This window comes from Amycolatopsis sp. La24, assembly GCF_029087445.1.
In the GTDB taxonomy this organism is placed as follows: domain Bacteria; phylum Actinomycetota; class Actinomycetes; order Mycobacteriales; family Pseudonocardiaceae; genus Amycolatopsis; species Amycolatopsis nivea.
The window spans coordinates 12,275-31,989 of the sequence record NZ_JARACH010000030.1 but is presented as its reverse complement, the minus strand read 5'-3'; the positions used below and the strand labels follow the sequence as shown (position 1 = coordinate 31,989).

15 protein-coding genes are annotated in these 19,715 nt (G+C 70.9%); 11 read left to right on the top strand and 4 right to left on the bottom strand.

The genetic code is table 11. From position 1 onward, the window contains the following. Positions 1–120: 120 nt before the first annotated feature. Genes PUT80_RS26055 through PUT80_RS26045 form a run of 3 tightly spaced genes read left to right on the top strand, consistent with a single transcriptional unit; the run spans position 121 to position 4,759 of the window. Positions 121–1,521, top strand: a complete 1,401-nt coding sequence (locus PUT80_RS26055) for an MmgE/PrpD family protein (RefSeq protein WP_275293798.1) — start codon at positions 121–123, stop codon at positions 1,519–1,521. A 5-nt stretch (positions 1,522–1,526) separates the two neighbouring features. Beyond that, positions 1,527–2,702 carry an acyl-CoA dehydrogenase gene (locus tag PUT80_RS26050; protein ID WP_275293797.1) on the top strand — a complete coding sequence of 392 codons (1,176 nt, stop codon included), beginning with the start codon at positions 1,527–1,529 and terminating at the stop codon, positions 2,700–2,702. 5 nt (positions 2,703–2,707) lie between these two features. Continuing rightward, entirely contained in the window at positions 2,708–4,759 is a 2,052-nt protein-coding gene (locus tag PUT80_RS26045) for a 3-hydroxyacyl-CoA dehydrogenase NAD-binding domain-containing protein (protein WP_275293796.1), read from the top strand. Positions 4,760–4,809: 50 nt separating this feature from the next. Here the strand turns inward: PUT80_RS26045 and PUT80_RS26040 are convergent, their stop codons facing one another. Continuing rightward, positions 4,810–5,736, bottom strand: a complete 927-nt coding sequence (locus PUT80_RS26040) for an acyl-CoA thioesterase domain-containing protein (RefSeq protein WP_275293795.1) — start codon at positions 5,734–5,736, stop codon at positions 4,810–4,812. A 138-nt stretch (positions 5,737–5,874) separates the two neighbouring features. On the opposite strand from PUT80_RS26040, the gene PUT80_RS26035 reads away from it, so the two are divergent. From PUT80_RS26035 to PUT80_RS26025, 3 genes are read left to right on the top strand one after another with little or no spacing between them, the layout of a single operon-like run. Next, positions 5,875–7,974, top strand: a complete 2,100-nt coding sequence (locus PUT80_RS26035) for an acetate--CoA ligase family protein (protein WP_275293794.1) — start codon at positions 5,875–5,877, stop codon at positions 7,972–7,974. Beyond that, entirely contained in the window at positions 7,971–8,846 is an 876-nt protein-coding gene (locus PUT80_RS26030) for an alpha/beta hydrolase (protein ID WP_275293793.1), read from the top strand. Before PUT80_RS26035 ends, PUT80_RS26030 begins: the two co-directional genes overlap by 4 nt. Before the next feature lie 37 nt (positions 8,847–8,883). Continuing rightward, on the top strand, positions 8,884–10,197 hold the full coding sequence (locus tag PUT80_RS26025; protein ID WP_275293792.1) for an MFS transporter: 1,314 nt from the start codon (positions 8,884–8,886) through the stop codon (positions 10,195–10,197). A gap of 311 nt (positions 10,198–10,508) precedes the next feature. On the opposite strand, the gene PUT80_RS26020 is transcribed toward PUT80_RS26025, so the two are convergent. From PUT80_RS26020 to PUT80_RS26010, 3 genes are all read right to left on the bottom strand, one after another. Continuing rightward, complete coding sequence (locus PUT80_RS26020) at positions 10,509–10,931, bottom strand: hypothetical protein (protein WP_275293791.1); 423 nt, start codon at positions 10,929–10,931, stop codon at positions 10,509–10,511. A 12-nt stretch (positions 10,932–10,943) separates the two neighbouring features. Further along, positions 10,944–12,548: a GMC family oxidoreductase gene (locus tag PUT80_RS26015; protein ID WP_275293790.1), complete on the bottom strand. Its 1,605-nt coding sequence runs from the start codon at positions 12,546–12,548 to the stop codon at positions 10,944–10,946. Between the two features lie 132 nt (positions 12,549–12,680). Further along, positions 12,681–13,745, bottom strand: coding sequence for a LacI family DNA-binding transcriptional regulator (locus PUT80_RS26010; RefSeq protein ID WP_275293789.1), 1,065 nt, complete (start codon positions 13,743–13,745; stop codon positions 12,681–12,683). A 185-nt stretch (positions 13,746–13,930) separates the two neighbouring features. Between PUT80_RS26010 and PUT80_RS26005 the strand changes: the two genes are divergently transcribed. The 5 genes from PUT80_RS26005 to aldh all read left to right on the top strand — a co-directional run bounded on the left by PUT80_RS26005 (position 13,931) and on the right by aldh (position 19,680). Continuing rightward, a complete protein-coding gene (locus tag PUT80_RS26005) occupies positions 13,931–15,112 on the top strand; it encodes a Gfo/Idh/MocA family oxidoreductase (RefSeq protein ID WP_275293788.1) in 1,182 nt (393 codons plus the stop codon). Continuing rightward, positions 15,109–16,269, top strand: coding sequence for a DUF993 family protein (locus PUT80_RS26000; protein WP_275293787.1), 1,161 nt, complete (start codon positions 15,109–15,111; stop codon positions 16,267–16,269). Before PUT80_RS26005 ends, PUT80_RS26000 begins: the two co-directional genes overlap by 4 nt. Then, a complete protein-coding gene (locus tag PUT80_RS25995; protein ID WP_275293786.1) occupies positions 16,266–17,117 on the top strand; it encodes a sugar phosphate isomerase/epimerase family protein in 852 nt (283 codons plus the stop codon). The genes PUT80_RS26000 and PUT80_RS25995 overlap by 4 nt, the downstream gene beginning before the upstream one ends. Beyond that, a complete protein-coding gene (locus PUT80_RS25990) occupies positions 17,114–18,226 on the top strand; it encodes a glycerate kinase (RefSeq protein ID WP_275293785.1) in 1,113 nt (370 codons plus the stop codon). Before PUT80_RS25995 ends, PUT80_RS25990 begins: the two co-directional genes overlap by 4 nt. Positions 18,227–18,303: 77 nt before the next feature. Continuing rightward, on the top strand, positions 18,304–19,680 hold the full coding sequence (aldh, locus tag PUT80_RS25985) for an aldehyde dehydrogenase AldH (protein ID WP_275293784.1): 1,377 nt from the start codon (positions 18,304–18,306) through the stop codon (positions 19,678–19,680). Positions 19,681–19,715: the final 35 nt, after the last annotated feature.

Sequence of the window (19,715 nt, the reverse complement as noted above, 5' to 3'; positions counted from 1 at the left end):
CGCGGGGCGTCCGTCATCCTAGATCGCATAGACAACACTCTATAGAGTATGTAGTCTCAGCCGCGATCGCTGGGCGTGCGCGCCCCTGCGTCGACGACGAAACGGGATCCGGGAGAGTGCATGAACGCACATGAGGGTTTGACCTGGCACGTTGCCGAATGGGTGGTCCGGCGGCAGGAGGAGCCGCTGCCGCCGGGACTGCACCGGCACGCGCGGCGGATGGTGCTGGACCACTTGGCCGGCGTGGTCGCCAGCTCGGTCGGGCCGGTGTCGCACGCGGTGGCGACGCACGTGGCGCGGACCTATCCGGGCGACGCCGCGACCGCGGTGGGCCACGGCCGCTCGTCGATTCTCGGCGCCGCGGTGCTGAACGGGACCAACGGGCACGGCATCGAGGCGGACGAGGGCTACACCCCGGGCAGCATGCACCCGACGTCGGTCGTCCTGCCGGCTGTGTTCGCGGTGGCCGAGCAGACGGGCGCCGGTCCGGAGCGGGTGCTGAAGGCGGCGGTGACGGGCATGGAACTGGCGTGCCGCATCGCTGCGGCCGGGCATCCGGCGACCCGCAACCGGCATTTCCACAACACGCCCCTCGGCGGGGTGTTCGGCGCCGCCGCAGCGGTGGCCGCGCTCAACGGCGGTTCGGTGGCCGAGGTCGCGAACGCGCTGGGCATCGCGGGATCGCACGCCGGAGGCCTGTTCGCCTTCCTCAACGGCTCCGCCGAGGTGAAGCGGCTGCATCCGGGCAAGGCGGCGCGGGACGGGATCGTGTCCGCGGACCTCGCCGCCGCCGGGCTCACCGGACCGACCACCGTTCTCGAAGGACCCGAAGGCTATTTCGCCGCGTTCGCAGGAGAACCAGGCGTCGATTGGTTCCCCGGGCGGATCACGGACGGGCTCGGCGCCGAGTGGGTGCTGGAAAACACTTACGTCAAACCGTATCCGTGCTGCCGGCACCTGCACGGCGCGATCGACGCGGCGATCGCGCTCCGCGAGGAACACCGGTTCGCGCCCGAGGCCGTGACCGCGGTGCGAGTGGGCACCTTCGCGATCGCGGCCAACCACAACGGAACAGTCCTCGACACCGTTCTCGACGCACAGCTCAGCCTGCCGTTCACCGTGGCCGTCGCGCTCCGGCGAGGCGCGGTGACACTCACGGACTTCGCGGAGGACCAGCGTTTCGATGCCGAGAACCGGAAGCTGATGGAAACCGTCGCCGTCGAGGTGGACGACGCGGCGAACGCGGCCTACCCGCGCAGCGGACGGCCCGCCGAAGTCACCGTGACTCTCGCGGACGGCGCGTCGGTGCGGCACCGGGTCGAACAACCTTACGGCGAGCCGTCGAATCCGGTGTCGGACTCCGCGCTCGAAGACAAAGTGCGCGCTCTGTGCGAGCCGGTGATCGGCGAGAAGGAAACCGCGCGCCTGATCCAGGCGGTGTGGGCGTTCGAGAACTTGGACTTCCTCGCGTGCGCCGACGCGGCAGTGCGTTCCGGCTCCGGCCGGTCCCGCGGCGAATGAAAACCATGGGCACGACAACGAAAGCGAGCGCGAAACCGGTGACAGACCTCTCGATCGAACACGCCGATCTCGTCGAATCCGTGCGCGGTTTCGCGCGTCGGCACTTGGCCGACGGCGCGCTGAAAAGGGCCCACGAACCCGGGTACTCGTGGGAAATCGCCGAAATGCTCGGTGCGCAAGGACTGTTGGGGCTGACCGTCGCCGAGGAGGACGGCGGGCAGGGAGCCGGGCTCGCCGCGGCGGTGGCGGTGATCCAGGAGATCGCCCAGCACTGCCCCAAGAGCGCGGACATCGTGCAGGCCGGGAATTTCGGAGCCGTCCGGACCTTCGCGGAGTTCGGCACCGCCGAGCAGAAGCGGCGTTACCTGCCGGACTTGCTCGCCGGGCGCGCGCTGATCGCGCTCGGGATGAGCGAGCCGGAAGCGGGCTCGGCGGCGACCGAACTGACCACCAGCGTCGTCGAGGACGGCGACGAACTCGTGCTCGACGGCAGCAAGATCTGGTCGACGCACAGCGTGGACGCGACATTGTTCCTCGTCTACGCCCGGTTCGGCCCGGGCACCGGGAACATCGGCTCGGTGCTGGTCGAGCGCGGCGCGCCCGGGTTCGCGCTGGGGGAGCCCTCGGCCTACATGAGCGGCGAGACCTGGGCTCCGCTGTATTTCGACGGATGCCGGATTCCCCGCCGGAATCTCCTGCTCGGCCCGGGCGGATTCAAGAAGCAGATGAGCGGGTTCAACGTCGAGCGGATCGGCAACGCCGCGCGGTCGCTGGCGCTGGGCAGGCTCGCGTTCGACCTCGCGCGCGAGCACGTCGGCCGGCGCACCCAGTTCGGCCGGACCTTGAACGAATTCCAAGGCGTGCAATGGAGTTTCGCCGAAGCGGCGGTCGGGCTGGAGGGGGCGAGTGCGCTGCTCGACCGCGCCGTCCGGGGAGCGGAGAACGGCCTGCCCTCCGCGTACGACACCTCCATCGCGAAGCTCGCGGCCAACGAAGCGGGCTTCCGCGCCGCCGACACCGCGATGCAGGCGATGGGCGCGCTCGGCTACAGCACCGACACGCTCGTCGAGTACTGCCTGCGCCGCACCCGGGGATGGATGATCGCCGGCGGGTCCATCGGCATGCTGAAGAACCGGATCGCCGAGGAGATCTTCGGCCGCCGGTTCAGCCAGCGGGGCTGATCGCCGTGCCGGACGCATCCGAGAACCGCCGTCTCGTCCGCCTCGAACGCGAGGGCGAGATCGCCCTGCTCGTCATCGACAACCCGCCGGTCAACACCGGCACCGCGGCCGTCCGCGGCGAACTGGCCGCGGCACTGCGCTCGGTCGCGGCCGACGACTCCGTGGCGGCCGTCGTGCTCATCGGCGCGGGCCGCCATTTCCTGTCCGGATCGGACCTGCGCGAATTCGCCGGCGAGCTGGCGAAGCCGGAACTGCCGGAGGTCGTCGAGCTGATCGAACGGTGCCGCCACCCGGTGGTCGCGGCGTTGTCGGGCACCACTCTGGGCGGCGGCCTGGAGCTGGCGCTCGCCTGCGACGCGCGGATCGCCGCACCGGGCGGCCGGGTGGGACTGCCGGAGGTGGCCTTCGGGATGCTCCCGGGCGCCGGCGGCACTCAGCGCACGCTGCGCCTGCTGCCCCCGTCGCGCGTTCTGGAGCTCGTGACCTCCGGAAAGGCGCTTGGCGTGGAACAAGCCGCGGAGGAAGGGCTGATCGATGCGATCGCCACCGGCTCGCTCCGGGAGGACGCGGTCCGGCTGGCGCGCCGGACCGTCGCCAAGCGCCTCTTGCGCACCAGCCCGGTGCGCGAGGAGGCACCCGGGGCGCTCGAAACCGCCGCGGTCGAGGCAGTGGCGCGGGAAGGTCTCCGCCCGGCCGTCCTGGCTGCCGTCAGCGCGGTGGTAGCTGGGGTGGCCGCTCCCGCGGAACTCGCGCTCGCCCACGAACGAGCGGAGTTCCACCGTCTCCGGTCCAGCCGGGAAGCCGCCGCCCGGCGCCGCCTGTTCTTCGCCCGAACCGAGGCGCGGAAAACCGCGCCGGCGCGCGGGCGGCGGTCCGTCGGCCCGGTCGGCGTGGTGGGGGCGGGAACGATGGGGGCCGGCATCGCTCGTGCGGTCGTCGAATCCGGGGAACGAGCGATCCTGCTCGACCGGGACGCCGAGGTCGCCGAGCGCGCTCGCGCCGGGATCGAGGAGGCCTGGCGGCGGCAAGCCGCCAGCGGTCGCCTCGCCGCCGCCGAGGTCGCGAGACGCCGGGAATCGCTGAGTGCGGGCAGCGAGTTCGCCGCCTTGGCGGAGGCCGGGTTGGTGATCGAAGCGGTGTTCGAGGACTACGAGGCCAAGGCGAATGCGCTCGCGGCGGTCGAGGCCGTCGTCGACCCCGGAATTCCCTTGGGCACCAACACGTCCTATTTGGACATCGACGTGCTCGCGGCGCGCCTGGCCGATCCGAACCGTCTGGCAGGTACGCACTTCTTCAGCCCGGCGCACCGAAGCGGCGTGCTCGAAGTGGTCCGGGGCGCGAAGACCGGCGAGACCGCGACGGAAGCGGCGCTCGCTCTGGCCGCGATGCTGCGCAAGGTCCCGATCCTCGCCGGGGCGAGCGAAGGCTTCGTGGGCAACCGCGTCTACCAGGCATACCGATACCAGTGCGAGTTGCTGGTGGAGGACGGCGCGACCCCGTCGGCCGTCGACGCGGCGCTCGCCGGGTTCGGGTTCGCGATGGGCCCGTTCGCGGTCGCGGACCTGGCCGGACTGGACATCGCCTGGCGCACGCGACGGCGCCACGACCACGGCCGGGATCCGCGCGCCCGCTACCCGGATGTCGCGGACCGTCTCGTCGAAGCCGGCCGGCTCGGGCAGAAGACGTCGGCGGGGTGGTACCGGTACGCACCCGGATCGAGGACGCCGCGGCCGGACCCGTTCGTCGACCGGCTCGTCGCGGAATCCCGCCGGGCGAAGGGCATCACGCCGAGGGAAATCCCGCCCGAGGAGATCCTCGGCCGCGCCTTGCTGGCGATGGCCAACGAAAGCGCGCTCGTGCTCGAGGAAGGCGTCGCGGCGAGCCCGTCCGACATCGACCTCCTGCTCACCCTCGGCTACGGATTTCCCGGGCACGTCGGCGGGATCGCGTTCTGGACCGCGGGACTGGACCCGGCGGCCCGGCAACGCGGGCAGCGCCGCCTGGCCGAGGCCACCGGGCACGGATTCCGCGCCGGGGATCTGGCCTTGCTGCGCTGAACCGCCGGCTGGGTTCGCCTGGCCACGCCGAGCGAACCCAGCCGGCGGCCTCAGGACGAAGGGAAGAAAACGCCTTGCTGCGCCACCGATGCCACGACCGTGCCTTCGCGGTGGTAGATCAATCCGCGCGCCAGGCCCAGCACTTCGGTGCTCGCCGGACTGTCCTGCACGTACAGCAGCCATTCGCCGCAGCGGACGTCGGCGTGGAACCACATCGCGTGGTCGACGGTCGCCGAGGGGCGAGGTCCGGGATGGTCGAGTTCCCCGCGAGCCTGCGCCACCGCGGGGATCAGGGAACGATCCGACGCGAAGGCGAGGATCGCCCGGTGCGCGTTCTGGTCGGCGGACTCGATTTCGGCGCAGCGGAACCAGAACGCGCGGCGAGCCCGGTCGCCCGCGACCCCTCCGGCCCAGCGGAGATCGAGCGGGCGAGAGGCAGTCCGCCAGTTCTCGCGCGGCGGCAGGTTCACCCCGCCGGGACCGGGTTTCCCGGGCTGGTGTTCGCGGACGGACGGCAGCTCTTCGGGCGCGGGTACCGCCGGCATCGCCGCGGACACCGGCGCCGGGCGGTCGCGGAGCGCGGTGAAGCCGATTTGGACTGTCGCCAGTTGCTGTCCGCTTTGGACAGCCGACACCGAGCGGATCGAGAACGACCTGCCGTCGCGCACCTCGGCCACGGGATAACCGAGGGCCTCGTCGGCGGAACCGCTTCGCAGGAAATAGGCGTGCAGGGAATTCACCACTCGGCCCGCTGGCACCGTCCTTGTCGCGCTGAGCACCGACTGGGCGAGCAGGTGCCCGCCGAACACTCGCTGCGCGAACCCGGCAGGCGGCCGGCCGGAGAAACAGCCGTCGCCGACCGGCGTCACGGCGAGCCGATCGAGGAGCGGCGCGTCGTTCCGCACGCCCGTCGACGACGCGTCGCCCCAGGTCGCAGACCCGGCTCGGACCGCATTCGGTTCATCTAGGTATTCCATAGAACATACTCTATAGAGTAGAGTCTTCACTCAGTTCCAGGGACCGCGCAGCCCGATCGGCGCAGTCGGTCCCGTCGAGAACCTCACTCCGCGCGGCCAGGCCGCGCCGTCGATTTCCAGACGCGCAAGGAGCGCAGCATGACCGACCTTTTCGCGAGCCTCGCCCGCCCGCTGTTGTATCCGGAGAAGGTGGCGATCGTCGGGGCTTCCGACGATCCCGGCAAGACGACCGGCCGCCCGCAGCGGTTCCTGGCCCAGGCGGGCTACCGGGGCACCGCGTACTTCGTGAACCCGCGCCGGGAGACCGTGCAGGGGGAGAAGGCCTGGCCCAGTCTCGAAGACCTGCCCGAAGTCCCTGACCACGTCTACATCGTGACCGGTGCCGAGGCGGCGATCGAGGCCGTGGGGCAGTGCGCCCGGATCGGCGTTCCGGTGGCGACCGTTCTGTCCTCCGGATTCGCCGAAGACGGTCCGGAGGGACTCGCCCGCGAGGACCGGTTGCGTGCCGCGGCGGCCGAAGGGCCGGTCCGGGTCGTCGGCCCGAGCAGCCTGGGCGTGGTGCACCCGGCGGCCGGCGTGATGCTCACCGGGAACGCCGCCTTCGGGGAACCGGGCACGCCGTGCGGGGGAGTGTTCGTCGCGTCGCAGTCGGGCAGCGTCATCGGCGCCCTCGTCAGCCGCGCCCGCGGCCGGGGCGTTGGCTTCGCGGGCTTGGTCTCCACCGGTGGCGAAGCGGACCTGTCGCTCGGCGAGATCTGCCTGGAGACGGTCGACGACCCGAACGTGACCTCCTACGTGCTGTTCCTCGAGTCGCTGCGCCGTTCGGAAGACCTCGCCGCGTTCGCGCGGGCAGCTGCCGAAGCGGGGAAGCCGGTCGCGGTCTACAAACTCGGGCGCAGCGAGCAAGCGGCGGCGCTGGCGGTTTCGCACACCGGTGCGCTCGCCGGCGAGGACGCGGAATCGGAAGCCTTCTTCCGCGCCTGCGGCTTCGCGCGGGTGTCGCATTTCGAGGGGCTGATCGAGGCCCCGGCGCTGCTGGAACGGATCCCGGCCGGCGCGGAGCCGCGCTCTCCCCGGATCGGCGTGGTGACCACGACCGGCGGCGGCGCGGCCGTCATGGTCGACCAGCTCGCCGTGCGCGGGCTGAACGTCGCCGCGCCCAGCCGGGACCTCGTCGCCGCGATGAACGCCGCCGGCGCGCAGGTTCCGCACAGCCTGATCGCGGACTTGGGGCTCGCCGGCGCCCGGCACGACATCGTGACCCAGGCGCTGCGGCTCATGCAGGACAGCGGCGAATTCGACCTGATCGTGTTCGTCATCGGCTCGTCGGCCCGGCTCAATCCGGAACTCGCCGTGCAAGCGATCGCCGCCCGAGGCGGACACCCGGTGCCGGTCGTCGCGTTCGCGCTCCCGGAAGCACCCGATGCGGCAGCGCTGCTCAATGCTTCGGGGGTGCCGGCGTTCCGCACTCCCGAGTCCGGCGCGGACGTCATCGCCGCGGCGTTCGGCCGGCGCGGCTGCACGGTGGGCGCGGAGTTCCGTCCCGGGGGTCCGGACGCGGAGACCGCGACGCTCGACGAGCGCGAATCCGGTCGCCTGCTGGAAAAGCACTCGGTGCGGACACCGGCGTCGGCGGCGCTGGAGGTCTCGGAGCTCGACGGGCCGACGCGGCTGCCGTTCGGATATCCGGTCGTGGTCAAGGCATTGTCGGATCGGCTTCCGCACAAGACGGACGCGGGCGGGGTGGTGCTCGGCGTCGAGGACGCGGACGGAATCCGCGACGCGGCGAAGCGGATCGTCGCGTCGGTCGCGGCCTACGACCCCGCGATCGCGCTGGACCGCGTCCTGGTGCAGGAAATGATCGACGGTGCGGGCGTCGAAGTCCTCCTCGGTTACCGCGTCAGCCGCGACGTCGGCCCGATGGTCGTTCTCTCCACCGGCGGAGTGCTGGCCGAGCTGTACGCCGACTCGGCGACCCGGCTCGCACCCGTAGATCTCGAGACAGCGCACGAGATGATCCGGGAAGTCCGGGGATTGGCTCCGCTGCGGGGATATCGGGGCGGGACGCCGGGGGACGTCGACGCGCTCGCGCGGGCGATCGTCGGGCTGTCGGCCTTGGCCGTGCACGAACCGGACGTCGTCGAAGCCGAGATCAACCCGCTTGTCGTGCGGGCCGCGGGAGAGGGCGTTCTCGCGCTCGACGCGCTCGTGCGCATCCGGACGGAGGGAACCCGGTGAACCGCGGAGACGCAGTGCACAGCCGGTTGCCCGCCGGGTGCGGAACGGCCGGATGCGCCCTGACGACCCCGGAACGCATCGTGGTCCCGGCAGGTCGCGGGGTGTGGATCGAGACGCTCCGGCAGGGCGACGGACCGCTGATCGTCATCCTCCCGTCCCTCGGCCGCGGCGCCGAGGACTACGACGAGGTCGCCCGGTTGCTGGCAGCAGAAGGCTTCCGGGTGCTCCGGCCGCAGCCGCGCGGCATCGGCCGGAGCTCGGGGCCGATGGAGGGGCTGGACTTGCACGACTTCGCCGCGGATGTCGCCGCCGTCCTCGACCACGAAGGAGCGGGACCCGTGGTCGTCGCAGGCCACGCCTGGGGCAGCCAGCCCGCCCGCATGCTCGCGGTCGACCGTCCCGATCTCGTGCGAGGCTTGGTCATGGCCGCCGCTTCGGCGGGCAAGATGCCACCGGGTTCGACCGAGCAGCCGTACCGCAGGATGCGCGAAGCGATCGACGGGGCGGGCGACCCCCGATTGCCCGAAGCGAAGCGGATCGAGTGCCTCGAGCAAGCGTTCTTCGCTCCGGGCAACGATCCGCGGCCGTGGCTCACCGGCTGGTATCGCGAGGCGCACGACGCGCAGTCGCACGCGCGGACCGTCACCCCGATCGATTCGTACTTCGCCGGAGGTTCCGTTCCTTTGCTGGACCTGCAAGCGGAATTCGACGCGGTCGTCGTGCCCGGCGTGTTCAAGCCGATGCTGGGCGGACGGGTGACCGTGCGCACCATCCCGGACGCGGGACACGCGCTGGCGCCGGAACAGCCGGCCGCCCTGTGCGCCGCGATCGCGGAATTCGCCCGCGGCCTCGGCGGCGTTCACCGCGGCTAGTCGACTCATCAGCAACCCCGAGACTCAAGGAGGAGTCGTGCTGGGCGAAACGACAGAGAAGAAAACCCGGGCAGAGAGCAAGTCCCGCGGGGCGATGGTCCGCACCGTGCTCGGCATCGTCCTCGAATACTACGATTTCGCCGTCTTCGGCATTTTCACCCCGTTTTTCTCCAAGCAGTTCTTCGGCGGCGCCGGATCGATCGGGGCGACCCTGTCGGTGCTGACGGTCTTCGCGGTCGGCTTCCTGTTCCGTCCGGCCGGGTCCGTCTTTTTCGGCTGGCTGGCCGACAAACGCGGCCGCAAGACCGCCATGGTGATCGCCATGACGGTCACCGCTACGGGCAGTCTCGCGATCGGGGTGAGCCCGACCAGTTCCAGCATCGGCGTCGCCGCAGTGGTGATCCTGATCGTCGCCCGGATCATGCAGGGTTTCGGATACGGCGGGGAAAACGCTGCCGCGTACTCGTATTCGGCCGAGATCGCCCCGTCCAAGCGGCGCGGGCTGTGGATGAGCTTCAACGGAATGGCGCTCATTCTCGGCATCATGGCGGCCACGGCCATCGGCACCGTGCTCACGACCGCGTTCACCGCCGAGCAGATGGAATCCTGGGCCTGGCGCATCCCCTTCATCCTCGGTGGCTTCACCGGGTTGTTTGGTCTGTACCTGCGCCGCAGCCTGCACGAGTCGGAGGCGTTCACCGACCACGCGGAGAAGTCCGCCCGCAACGCGGACCACGCCCCGAAACCGTCCCAATTCAAGGATCTCTGGGAGCACCGCGGCGGCATGCTGCGCGTTCTCCTGATGACAGCCGGGATCACGGTCACCTTCTATTCCTGGGTGGTCAACGGCGCGGCCAACGCGATCGTTTCCTATGGAGCCGACAAGCAGACGGCATTCACGGTCGCCTTGATCTCGCAAGCGATCTACATCGTCGCCACGCCGTTCTGGGGACGTTTCTCCGACCGATTCGGCCGGCGCGCGAACTTCCTGGTGTATGGCATCACGACCGCTGTCCTGGCCTTTCCGGTAGTGTGGATCATGGGCAGCGAGTGGTGGCAGATGCTGATCGCGATGTCCGTCTCGCTGGTGCTGCTGTCCGCCGCGACCGCCGCCAACACCGCGTTCTATGCGGAGTTGTTCCCGACAAGCGTGCGGTCGCGCGGCGTCGCCATCCCGTACGGATTGGGAATCGCGGTCTTCGGCGGCACCGCGCCGCTGCTCGACACATGGCTGCACAGCATCGGCCTGCAGCAGGTCTTCACTGTCTACGCACTGCTGATGAGCCTCGGGGCCGCTGTGGCCGCGTGGCGAAGCCCGGAAACCGCGGGACGAAACCTCCATGACGCCTGAGTAAGCCGAATAAGCGGCACCGTCCCCCTCCGTCGGCGGGGCGGTGCCGCGTGGACCCGCTAGGCGAAACGACACCGTCAGTGAGCAGTGAATGTGGCTGCGCTAAGAGTCCCGAAAGGATGCTTACTCGAGAGATTTTACGCCCTTGAAGTCTGCGCTGCTGGGCCTCCCTTAAAAGCGAAGGTCATGAAGCTGTTATTCATAAAAAGCTGAGTTGCAAAATTGCGCTTCTTGAAGAGCTCCACGCAATATCGCAGTTCTGGGGACTCGCCCGGGAAGGACTCGGCAGAGGGAGAGTCCCGCACCGGCGGTCACGCCTGCCGGTGGATCGGGCCGCGTTCCACGACCCGGAGCAAGAGGTCCTCGTCGATGTCCTCGGCGATCTGCACGGTCCTGGGTTGTTGGCCGGTGTAGCCGAGCAAGTCGCGCACCGTTCGGTTCGTGTAGTAGCTGCCCGCGACCGCGAGCAGCACCGCCTGGTGCCCGGCCTCGTCGAGTTCGCTCAATTGCTTGAGGGCGACACCGGAGGGGAGGGCGGCGGTGGCCCGCCAGGCGCGCAGGAGGTCGTCGACGAGGTTCGGCAAGACTCGCAGGACGATGTCCAGCTGGCCGCTGTCGATGCCGGCCGCGGCGGCGGACGGCATCGGGCCGGCGGCGGGGATCAGGTCGTCGGCCAGTTCTCGCAGCCAGTCCCGGCACTCGGCGGGAAGGAAGCGGCCGGTGGTCGCGGTCATGGGTGGCTCCGATCAGGCGGGGACGGGCTGGTTCCGGCGGTTCGCGATGAGATGTTCCGTCGCGCGCAGGGCGAGCGCGGCGATGGTGCTGGTCGGGTTGACGCCGCCGGAGGTGACGAACACGCTGCCGTCCACGATGAACAGGTTGGGGATGTCGTGGGATTTCCCGTGCTCGTCGACCACCGACCTCGCCGGGTCGTGGCCCATCCGCGCGGTGCCCAGGAGATGCCAGCCGGAGTAGCGCATGAGCGATTCGGCGGCGACGTCGGAGGCTCCGGCCGCTTGGAGGGATTCGCTGGCCCGCGCGATGTGGAAGTCGAGTAGGCGCCGGGAGTTGTCGCTGACGGAATACTCGATCCTGGGGGCGGGAATTCCGGAGGAATCGGTGAGCGCGCTGTCGACCGTGACGCGGTTGTTCTCGTCCGGCAGATCTTCGCCGAAAATGCCCCAGCTGATCGTCCGGCCGAGGTGCCGCTTGACGTGCTCGTGGTGCGCGGGGCCCCAGGTCTGCTCGCCCGCGCGGGTCGGCAGGGCGGCGTTCAGCGGGCCGCCGGTCGGGGCGAGGCTCCATTTCGCGCCGCGCACGAAACCTCGGTCGGTGTCTGTTTCGTAGAACTGGTACGAGGTGATCTTCGCTCCGACGTGTCCTCGCCAGCTTTCCAGGTCTTCGTCGAAGTAGCCCGTGACGTTGGCGAACGGGTGCACCATCAGCCGCCGCCCGAGCAGGCCGCTGGAATTGCCGAGGCCGTCCGGGTGTGCGGAGGTGGCCGAATTGAGCAGGATCCGCGGGGTTCCGACGGCGTTGGCGGCCATGATCACCACGTCGGCCCGGACGGTGTGCCACGAACCGTCGGGGAGCACGTACTCGGCGCCGGCGGCGAGTCCGTTGGCGGACATCAGGATCCGGGCCACGCGGGCCCCGGTCAGCAGCCGCGCGCCGCCCGCGACCGCGGCCGGCCAATGGGTGAGGTCGGTCGACGCCTTGGCTCCTTCCGGGCAGCCTTGCATGCACGATCCGAATTGGACGCACGGACGCCTGCCCTGGTGCGGTGCGGACAGCACCGCCTGCGCGGCCGGCCACCAGTGCCATCCGAGTTTGTCATGGGCTTTCGCCATCCTCGCGCCGATCCGGCCGATCGGCAGGGGCGGAAGCGGGGGTTCGGCGCCGTCCGGGTAAGCCGGGTCGCCGCCGGCGCCGGACACGCCGAAGGCGACGTCCGTGCGTTCGTAAAACGGTCGCAGGTCGGCGTAGCGCAACGGCCAGTCGTCGGCGACGCCGTCGAGGGAGCGCACGCGGAAATCGGACGGCAGCAGCCGCGGCCAGTCTCCCGCGTAAAGAATCATGCTCCCGCCGACCCCCGCGTACATCAGCGGCGCAACTGCGGACCGGCTGTCGTCGATCGGGTAGTCGGCGGGGTTCTGCCGCACGTTCGGGCTCGCCGACCACTGTTTGCGCGCTTCGAGTTCGTAGGTGTCGCGCTGGGCGGGGTAGTCGGCCCGGTCGGGCCATTCGCCCTGTTCCAGGCAGACCACGTCGAACCCGGCCTTCGCCAGCGCTCCCGCCGCGACTCCGCCGGACGCTCCCGCGCCGATGACCAGGACGTCAGCTTCTTCCATGGGATTCCTCTCGCACACCGCCGTTGGTAAGCGCTTTCCGGGAACCGTACGAGTTGTGCTGCCCGGACGCAAGAGGGGTGTTCGATGCGGCTGCCGGGGAAGCGAGCGCGAGGTCGTCAGCGCAACGATCGGTTACTGGCAGCGGGTGCTGTCGCGGAGCACGACTTCGCCTCGGACGCGGTGGCGGCGGGGAGCGCCCGCGTGGTCGTCGAGGGCGAGTTTCACCGCCTCCGCGCCCATGTTCGTCATCGGCAGGCGGACGGTGGTGAGGGCGGGCACGACGTCGCGCAACGGGCTGATGTCGTCGAATCCGGCGATGCCGATGTCTTCGGGCACTCGCAGGCCGGCTTCGCGCGCGGCGGCGAGCGCGCCGAGCGCCATCACGTCGTTGACGGCGAACAGGCAGTCGACCGGCGGGCGTCCTCCGGTTCGCTGGAGCAGCGCACGCGTCGCTTCGTAGCCGCCAGTCCGGGTGAAGTCGCCGGGGATCTGGTGCTCTGCCTCGGGTTCCGCGCCGTGCTCGGACAATCCGAAGCAGAAGCCCTCGGCGCGGTCGCGCGCGGTGAGCAGCGAGGGCGGACCCGTCAGCACCGCGAACGCCCGGTGTCCGGCGCGGTGGAGGGCGTCGGCGAGCGCGGCCGCGCTGAGCCGGTTTTCGACGACGACGGTGCCGATGCCGAGCCCGTCCTGGCCGATGCACGCGGCACGGCCGCCGCCCTGGGTGTACTTCCGCAGCAGCGTGCGCATCGGGTCGAGCAGGGCGGCGTCGTCGAGCCGCGACCCGGCGAGGACGACGGTCTGCGCGCGCTGGCGGCGGAGCAGCTCCACGTGGCGGAGTTCGGCTTCGGGGTCGCGCTGGGTGCTGGCCACGGTGACCAGCAGGCCCCGCTCGCCCGCGGCGGCGATGACGCCGGCCGCGATGCTGGAGAAGTACGGGTCGGCGATGTCGTGGACGATCAGCCCGAGGGTGGCGGTGTTGCCGCGCGCCATCGCTTGGGCCTGGGCGTTGGGCGAGTAGTCGAGTTCCGCCGCGGCGGCGATCACCTTGGCCCGCAACGCTTCCTTCACCTGGCGTGTGCTGCCGTTGAGCACCCGGGACGCGGTCGCGAGCGAGACCTCGGCGCGCTCGGCGACGTCGGCGAGGGTGGCCACGCTGCCGGCCGGCTCGGCCGGGCTGGGAGAACGTCGAGGACTCACAGCCGCGATGCTAGCGCTTTCCGGAATTCCCGGCGGCGAGCCTGGCTGGGGGCTTGACGGGGAGCACTCGACGAATCTAGCTTGGAAAGCGCTTTCCGAACGAGAGTGATCGTGGCGGGAACGCGTTCTCTGCATCCGGCCCTGACCGGTCCGGACCGATCCGACCAGGTGTCCCAGGAGGCCCCGTGGCTCAGCGAAGCATCGGCATCATCATGAACGGCGTGACCGGGAGGATGGGCTACCGGCAGCATCTCGTCCGGTCGATCCTCGCGCTGCGCGACGAGGGCGGGGTGCCGCTGCGCAGCGGCGAGCGCGTCCAGGTCCGGCCCTTGCTCGTCGGCCGGGACGGGGCGAAGCTCGCCGAACTGGCCCGCCGGCACGACATCGCGGACTGGACCACCGATCTCGACGCCGCGCTCGGCGACGGCCAGTGGGACGTCTATGCCGACTTCCTCGTCACGAAGGCACGCGCGGCCGCGCTGCGGCGGGCGATCGCCGCCGGCAAGGCCGTCTACACGGAGAAGCCGACTGCCGAGACGGTGCCCGAAGCTCTTGAACTCGCGGCGCTGGCCCAGGACGCGGGTGTGCCCAACGGCGTCGTGCACGACAAGCTTTACCTGCCGGGGATGAGGAAGCTGGCACGGCTGGTGCGGTCCGGATTCTTCGGGCGGATCCTGTCGGTCCGCGGGGAGTTCGGCTACTGGGTGTTCGAGGGCGACGGGCAGCCGGCGCAGCGGCCGAGCTGGAATTACCGGGCCGAGGACGGCGGCGGCATCGTCGTGGACATGTTCCCGCACTGGAATTACGTGCTGGAGAACCTGTTCGGGGAAGTCCGCTCGGTCTACGCGCGGGCGGTGACGCATATCCCGACCCGGTACGACGAGACCGGCGCGTCGTATCCGGCCACCTCGGACGACGCCGCGTATGCGATCTTCGAACTCGACGGCGGCGTGATCGCGCAGCTCAATTCCAGCTGGACGGTACGCGTCGACCGCAAGGAACTCGTCGAGTTCCAGGTCGACGGCACGCACGGCAGCGCGGTCGCCGGGTTGTTCGGCTGCCGGGCGCAGCACCGCGACGGCACGCCCCGCCCGGTGTGGAACCCCGACCTGGCCGAGTCCCACGACTACGCCGCCGACTGGCGGGAGATCCCGGACAACGAGGTGTTCGGCAACGGCTTCCGGGCCCAGTGGGAGGAATTCGTCCGGCACGTGGTCGACGGGGATCCGCACCCCTACGACCTGCTGTCGGGCGCGCGCGGGGTTCGGCTCGCCGAAGCGGGATTGCAGAGCTCCCGGACCGGTGCGCGAGTCGAGCTCGCGCCGCTCGAGGTGCCGCGGGCGATGGCGAGCGGGGCAGCGAAATGACGAGGGTGACCCTGGTCGACGCGGACGCCTGCGTCACCGGACACACCTTGCGGGAGGCTCCGGCGCTCGCCCGTCCCGACGGGCCGTTCCGCGCGCGAACCGCATACGCCGCGGCCCATGTCGTTCCGCGCGCGACTGCGCAGAATGTGCCGGGCGCGCCCGCGGATCTGGATTGGGACTCCACGCTGGCGTTTCGCCACCACCTGTGGTCATGGGGCCTCGGAGTGGCCGACGCGATGGACACCGCACAGCGCAACATGGGTCTGGACGCGGCCGCGACGCGCGAGCTGATCGCTCGCAGCGCGGCCGAAGCGGCCTCGGTAGGGGGAGCGCTGGTAGTCGGAGCCAGCACCGATCACCGGCTCGAGGAAACCTTGTCGCTGAGCGAAATCGTCGATGCGTACGCGGCTCAGCTCCACTACGCCGAAGACCACGGCGCGGGGGTCGTCCTGATGGCCAGCCGGCATCTCGCCCGCGCGGCGACGTCGGCGGGCGACTACGAGAAGGTGTACCGCGAGGTGCTGGCGCAGGCTGGGGCCCCGGTGATTCTGCACTGGCTCGGGGAGGCGTTCGACCGGCAGCTGGCGGGTTATTTCGGGCCCGAAGCGGACGAGACGGTGCTTCGGATCGTCGAAGAGAATGCCGGGAAAGTACGCGGGATCAAGATGAGCCTGCTGGACCCGGGCCGGGAAATCGCGCTCCGGGCGCGGCTGCCTCGCGGGGTCCGGGTGTTCACCGGGGACGATTACCATTACGTGAGCCTGATCGCCGGTGACGGCCAAGCCTGTTCCGACGCGCTTCTCGGCGCCTTCGCCGCGTTCGCCCCGTTGGCAGCCACCGCGCTGCGCGCACTCGACGCGGGCGACCACGCGGAGTACCGGCGGGTGCTCGGTCCGACCGAGGCGTTGGCACGGCATATTTTCGTCGCTCCCACCGAGTTCTACAAAACCGGTGTCGCGTTCCTGGCCTGGCTCAACGGCTATCAGCCCGCCTTCGCGATGGTGGGCGGCCTGCACGCGGCCCGCAGCCTGCCGCACCTGTCCGCATTGGTGCGCTTGGCTGACGAGGCGGGGGCGCTGGTCGATCCCGAACTGGCGGCGCGGCGGTGGGCCGATTTGCTTGCCGTGCACGGCTTCGGCGAAAGGATCCCGGCATGACCGCGCATCCGTGGCTGTCGTTGAACCAGGCGACGATCCGGCACGCGGACCTCGCGGCCGCGCTGCGGGTCACTCAACACGCCGGAATTCCGGCGATCGGGTTGTGGCGGGAACCGGTCGCCGAGGTCGGGCTGTCGAAGGCGGCCGCGATGCTGGCGGATTCGGGGCTGCGGTTTTCCAGTTTGTGCCGCGGCGGGTTCGTCACGGGGCACGATCGCGCGGCCGCGCTCGAGGAAAACCGCCGGGCGATCGAAGAAACCGCGGTGTTGGCCGAGGCGGGCGCGGCGGGCTCGGCGCCGGTACTGGTGCTCGTCGCGGGCGGGCTGCCCGAGGGCGACCGCGACCTCGCGGGCGCGCGGAACCGGGTGCGGGACGCGGTGGGCGTGCTGGCGGACGACGCGGCGGCGGCCGGAGTGGTGCTCGCGATCGAACCCATGCATCCGATGTACGCGGCGGACCGGGGAGTGATCTCGACGCTGGCCCAGGCGCTCGACGTCGCCGAGCAGTTTCCCTCGGGCCGGGTCGGCGTGGTCGTCGACACCTTCCACGTCTGGTGGGATCCGTGCCTCGCCGAGCAGGTCCGCCGCGCCGGAACGACTGGCCGGATCGTCTCGTATCAGGTCGGGGACTGGGTCACGCCGCTGCCGTCCGGCGCGCTGCTCGCCCGCGGCCTGCCCGGTGCCGGACATGCCGATCTCGCGGCGATCTCCGGGCTCGTCGAGGAGGCCGGCTACCGGGGCGATGTCGAGGTGGAGATCTTCAACGAAGATCTCTGGCAGGATGACCCGGAGCGGGTCGCCCGGCGCGTGGTGGAATCGTTCGGCCGCGCGGTGGGAGCGACGGGATGACAGGCACGAAGAAGGCACTTCGCGTTCTCGTCGCCCCGGACTCGTTCAAAGGCTCAGTCCGCGCCGCCGAGGCCGCCCGGTGGCTCGCCGAAGGCTGGGCCGCGGAGCGCGAGCACGACGTGCTGCGCGAACTGCCCCTCGCCGATGGCGGGGAGGGCACCCTCGACACGGTAGCCGCGGCCGTGCCCGAAGCACGCCGGATGCCGGTCGTCGTGCCTGGCCCCGACGACCGGCCGGTGCGTGCGCACTGGCTCCTGCTGCCGGACGGCACCGGTGTCGTCGAACTCGCCTCCACCAGCGGTCTTGGCTTGCTCGACCGGCCGCGCCCCGCCGAGGCGCACACGCTCGGGTTCGGCCGCGCGATCGCTGCCGCCCTGGACACCGGCGTGCGTCGGCTGCTGCTCGCGCTGGGCGGGTCGGCGTCGACAGACGGCGGTGCCGGCGTTCTCGCCGCGCTCGGCGCGCGGTTGCTCGACGAGGCGGGAAACCCAGTTCCGCCAGGGAATCGCGGTCTGGCCCGGCTGCACACCGTGGACCGGACGCGGCTTCGTCCCGTGCCGCCCGCGGGCGCGCTGGTGCTGAGCGACGTGACGAACCCGCTGTTCGGCCCGGACGGTGCGGCGGCGATTTTCGGCCCGCAGAAAGGGTTCTCGCCGGACGAACTGCCCGCCGCCGAACGCAATCTCCGGCAGTTCGCGGGCTTGCTGGACGCTGACCCGGCGACGGACGGAGCCGGCGCGGCGGGCGGGACCGGGTTCGGCCTTCTCTCCTGGGGAGCGCAGCTGGCTCCGGGGAGCGAATTCCTGGGTTCGCTGGCCGGGCTCCCCGCCGCGGTCGCGGCCGCGGACCTCGTCCTCACCGGCGAGGGACGCTTCGACGCGCAGTCGCGGTCGGGAAAACTCGCCGGGCACGTCTCGGCGCTCGCCGTCGCGGCGCGGGTGCCCGCCTTCTTGGCCGCCGGGCGGGTGGCCGCACCGATCGCCGGCCTGTTCCAGGCCGCCGAAGACCTTTCCGAACTGGCTGGCAGCCAGGCCCGGGCGATCGCCGACCCGGCGCGGTATCTGCGGCGCGCGGGAACCGCGTTGGCCCGGCGCTTCGCCTCGGCCTGACGGCTCCGGCCGCCGCACCCGACCGCCGGACCGGGCTCCCGGTCCGCGCGACCCCACCCTTTGCAGGAAGGACATTCATGACGATCGCCAGCGTCGACCCCGCCACCGGCGAGGTCCACAAGAAATTCGCCGCGCACACCCCAGCAGAGGTCGAAGCCCGGATCGCCGCCGCGGACGGCGCGTTCCGGATCTTGTCCCGCACCACCTTCGCCCAGCGCGCCGAATGGCTGCACCGAGCGGCGGACCTGCTGGAAGCAGAGGCGGACGCCGTCGCCGGGCTGATCACCGCGGAGATGGGCAAGACCCTCGAATCCGCGCGCTACGAGGCGCTCAAGTCCGCCGCCGGAATGCGCCATTTCGCCGACCACGCGGAGCGTTACCTGGCACCGGAACGGCCGGTCGATCCGGCGGCGGCCGGCGCGTCGGATCTCGTTGTGCGGTTCGACCCGATCGGCGTCGTCCTCGCGGTCATGCCGTGGAACTATCCGATCTGGCAGACGGTGCGGTTCGCCGCCCCGGCGCTGATGGCAGGCAACACCGGACTGCTCAAGCACGCTTCCAACGTGCCGCAATGCGCGCTCTACCTGAGCGATTTGTTCGACCGCGCCGGTTTTCCGCCCGGGTCTTTTCCCGCGGTGCTGATCGAAGCGAAGGACGTCGCCCCGCTGCTCGCCGACCGGCGGATCCGGGCAGCGACGCTGACCGGCTCCGTCGCGGCCGGGTCCGCCGTAGCCGAAGCGGCCGGGCGCCACATCAAGAAGACAGTCCTGGAACTGGGCGGCACGGACGTGTTCCTGGTCCTTCCCAGCGCGGACCTGGAGCGGGCGGCCGAAGCGGCGGTCACCGCCAGGGTGCAGAACGCCGGGCAGTCCTGCATCGCCGCGAAACGCTACTACGTCCACGCCGACGTCTACGACGAGTTCACCGCCCGGTTCGTCGAAGGGATGGCGGCGACGATCGCCGGGGATCCCCGCGATCCGGGCACCACTTTCGGTCCGCTCGCCACCGAACGCGGACGGCGAGAGGTCGAAGCCCTCGTCGCCGACGCGGTCGCCAAGGGCGCGACGGTGCTGGCCGGCGGCCGGACGCCGGACGGGCCGGGCTTTTTCTATCCGGCGACCGTCCTCTCCGGACTGACCCCGGACATGCGGCTGTACCGGGAGGAATGTTTCGGCCCGGTCGCCTGCGTGCACCGCGTCGCGGATCTCGGCGAAGCGATCAGGCTCGCCAACGACTCGGACTTCGGGCTCAGCTCGAGCGTCTGGACCGGCGACGCGGCGGAAATCGACCGCGCGGAGCGCGAGATCGAGGCCGGGGGAGTGTTCGTCAACGGCCTCACTGCCTCGTTCCCCGGCGTGCCCTTCGGCGGGGTCAAAGACTCCGGCTACGGCCGCGAACTGTCGGCGCACGGCATCCGCGAGTTCGTCAACGCCAAGACCGTCTGGCGGGCCTGACCCGCGCCGATCTCGGAAACATTTGTCCACCCGCG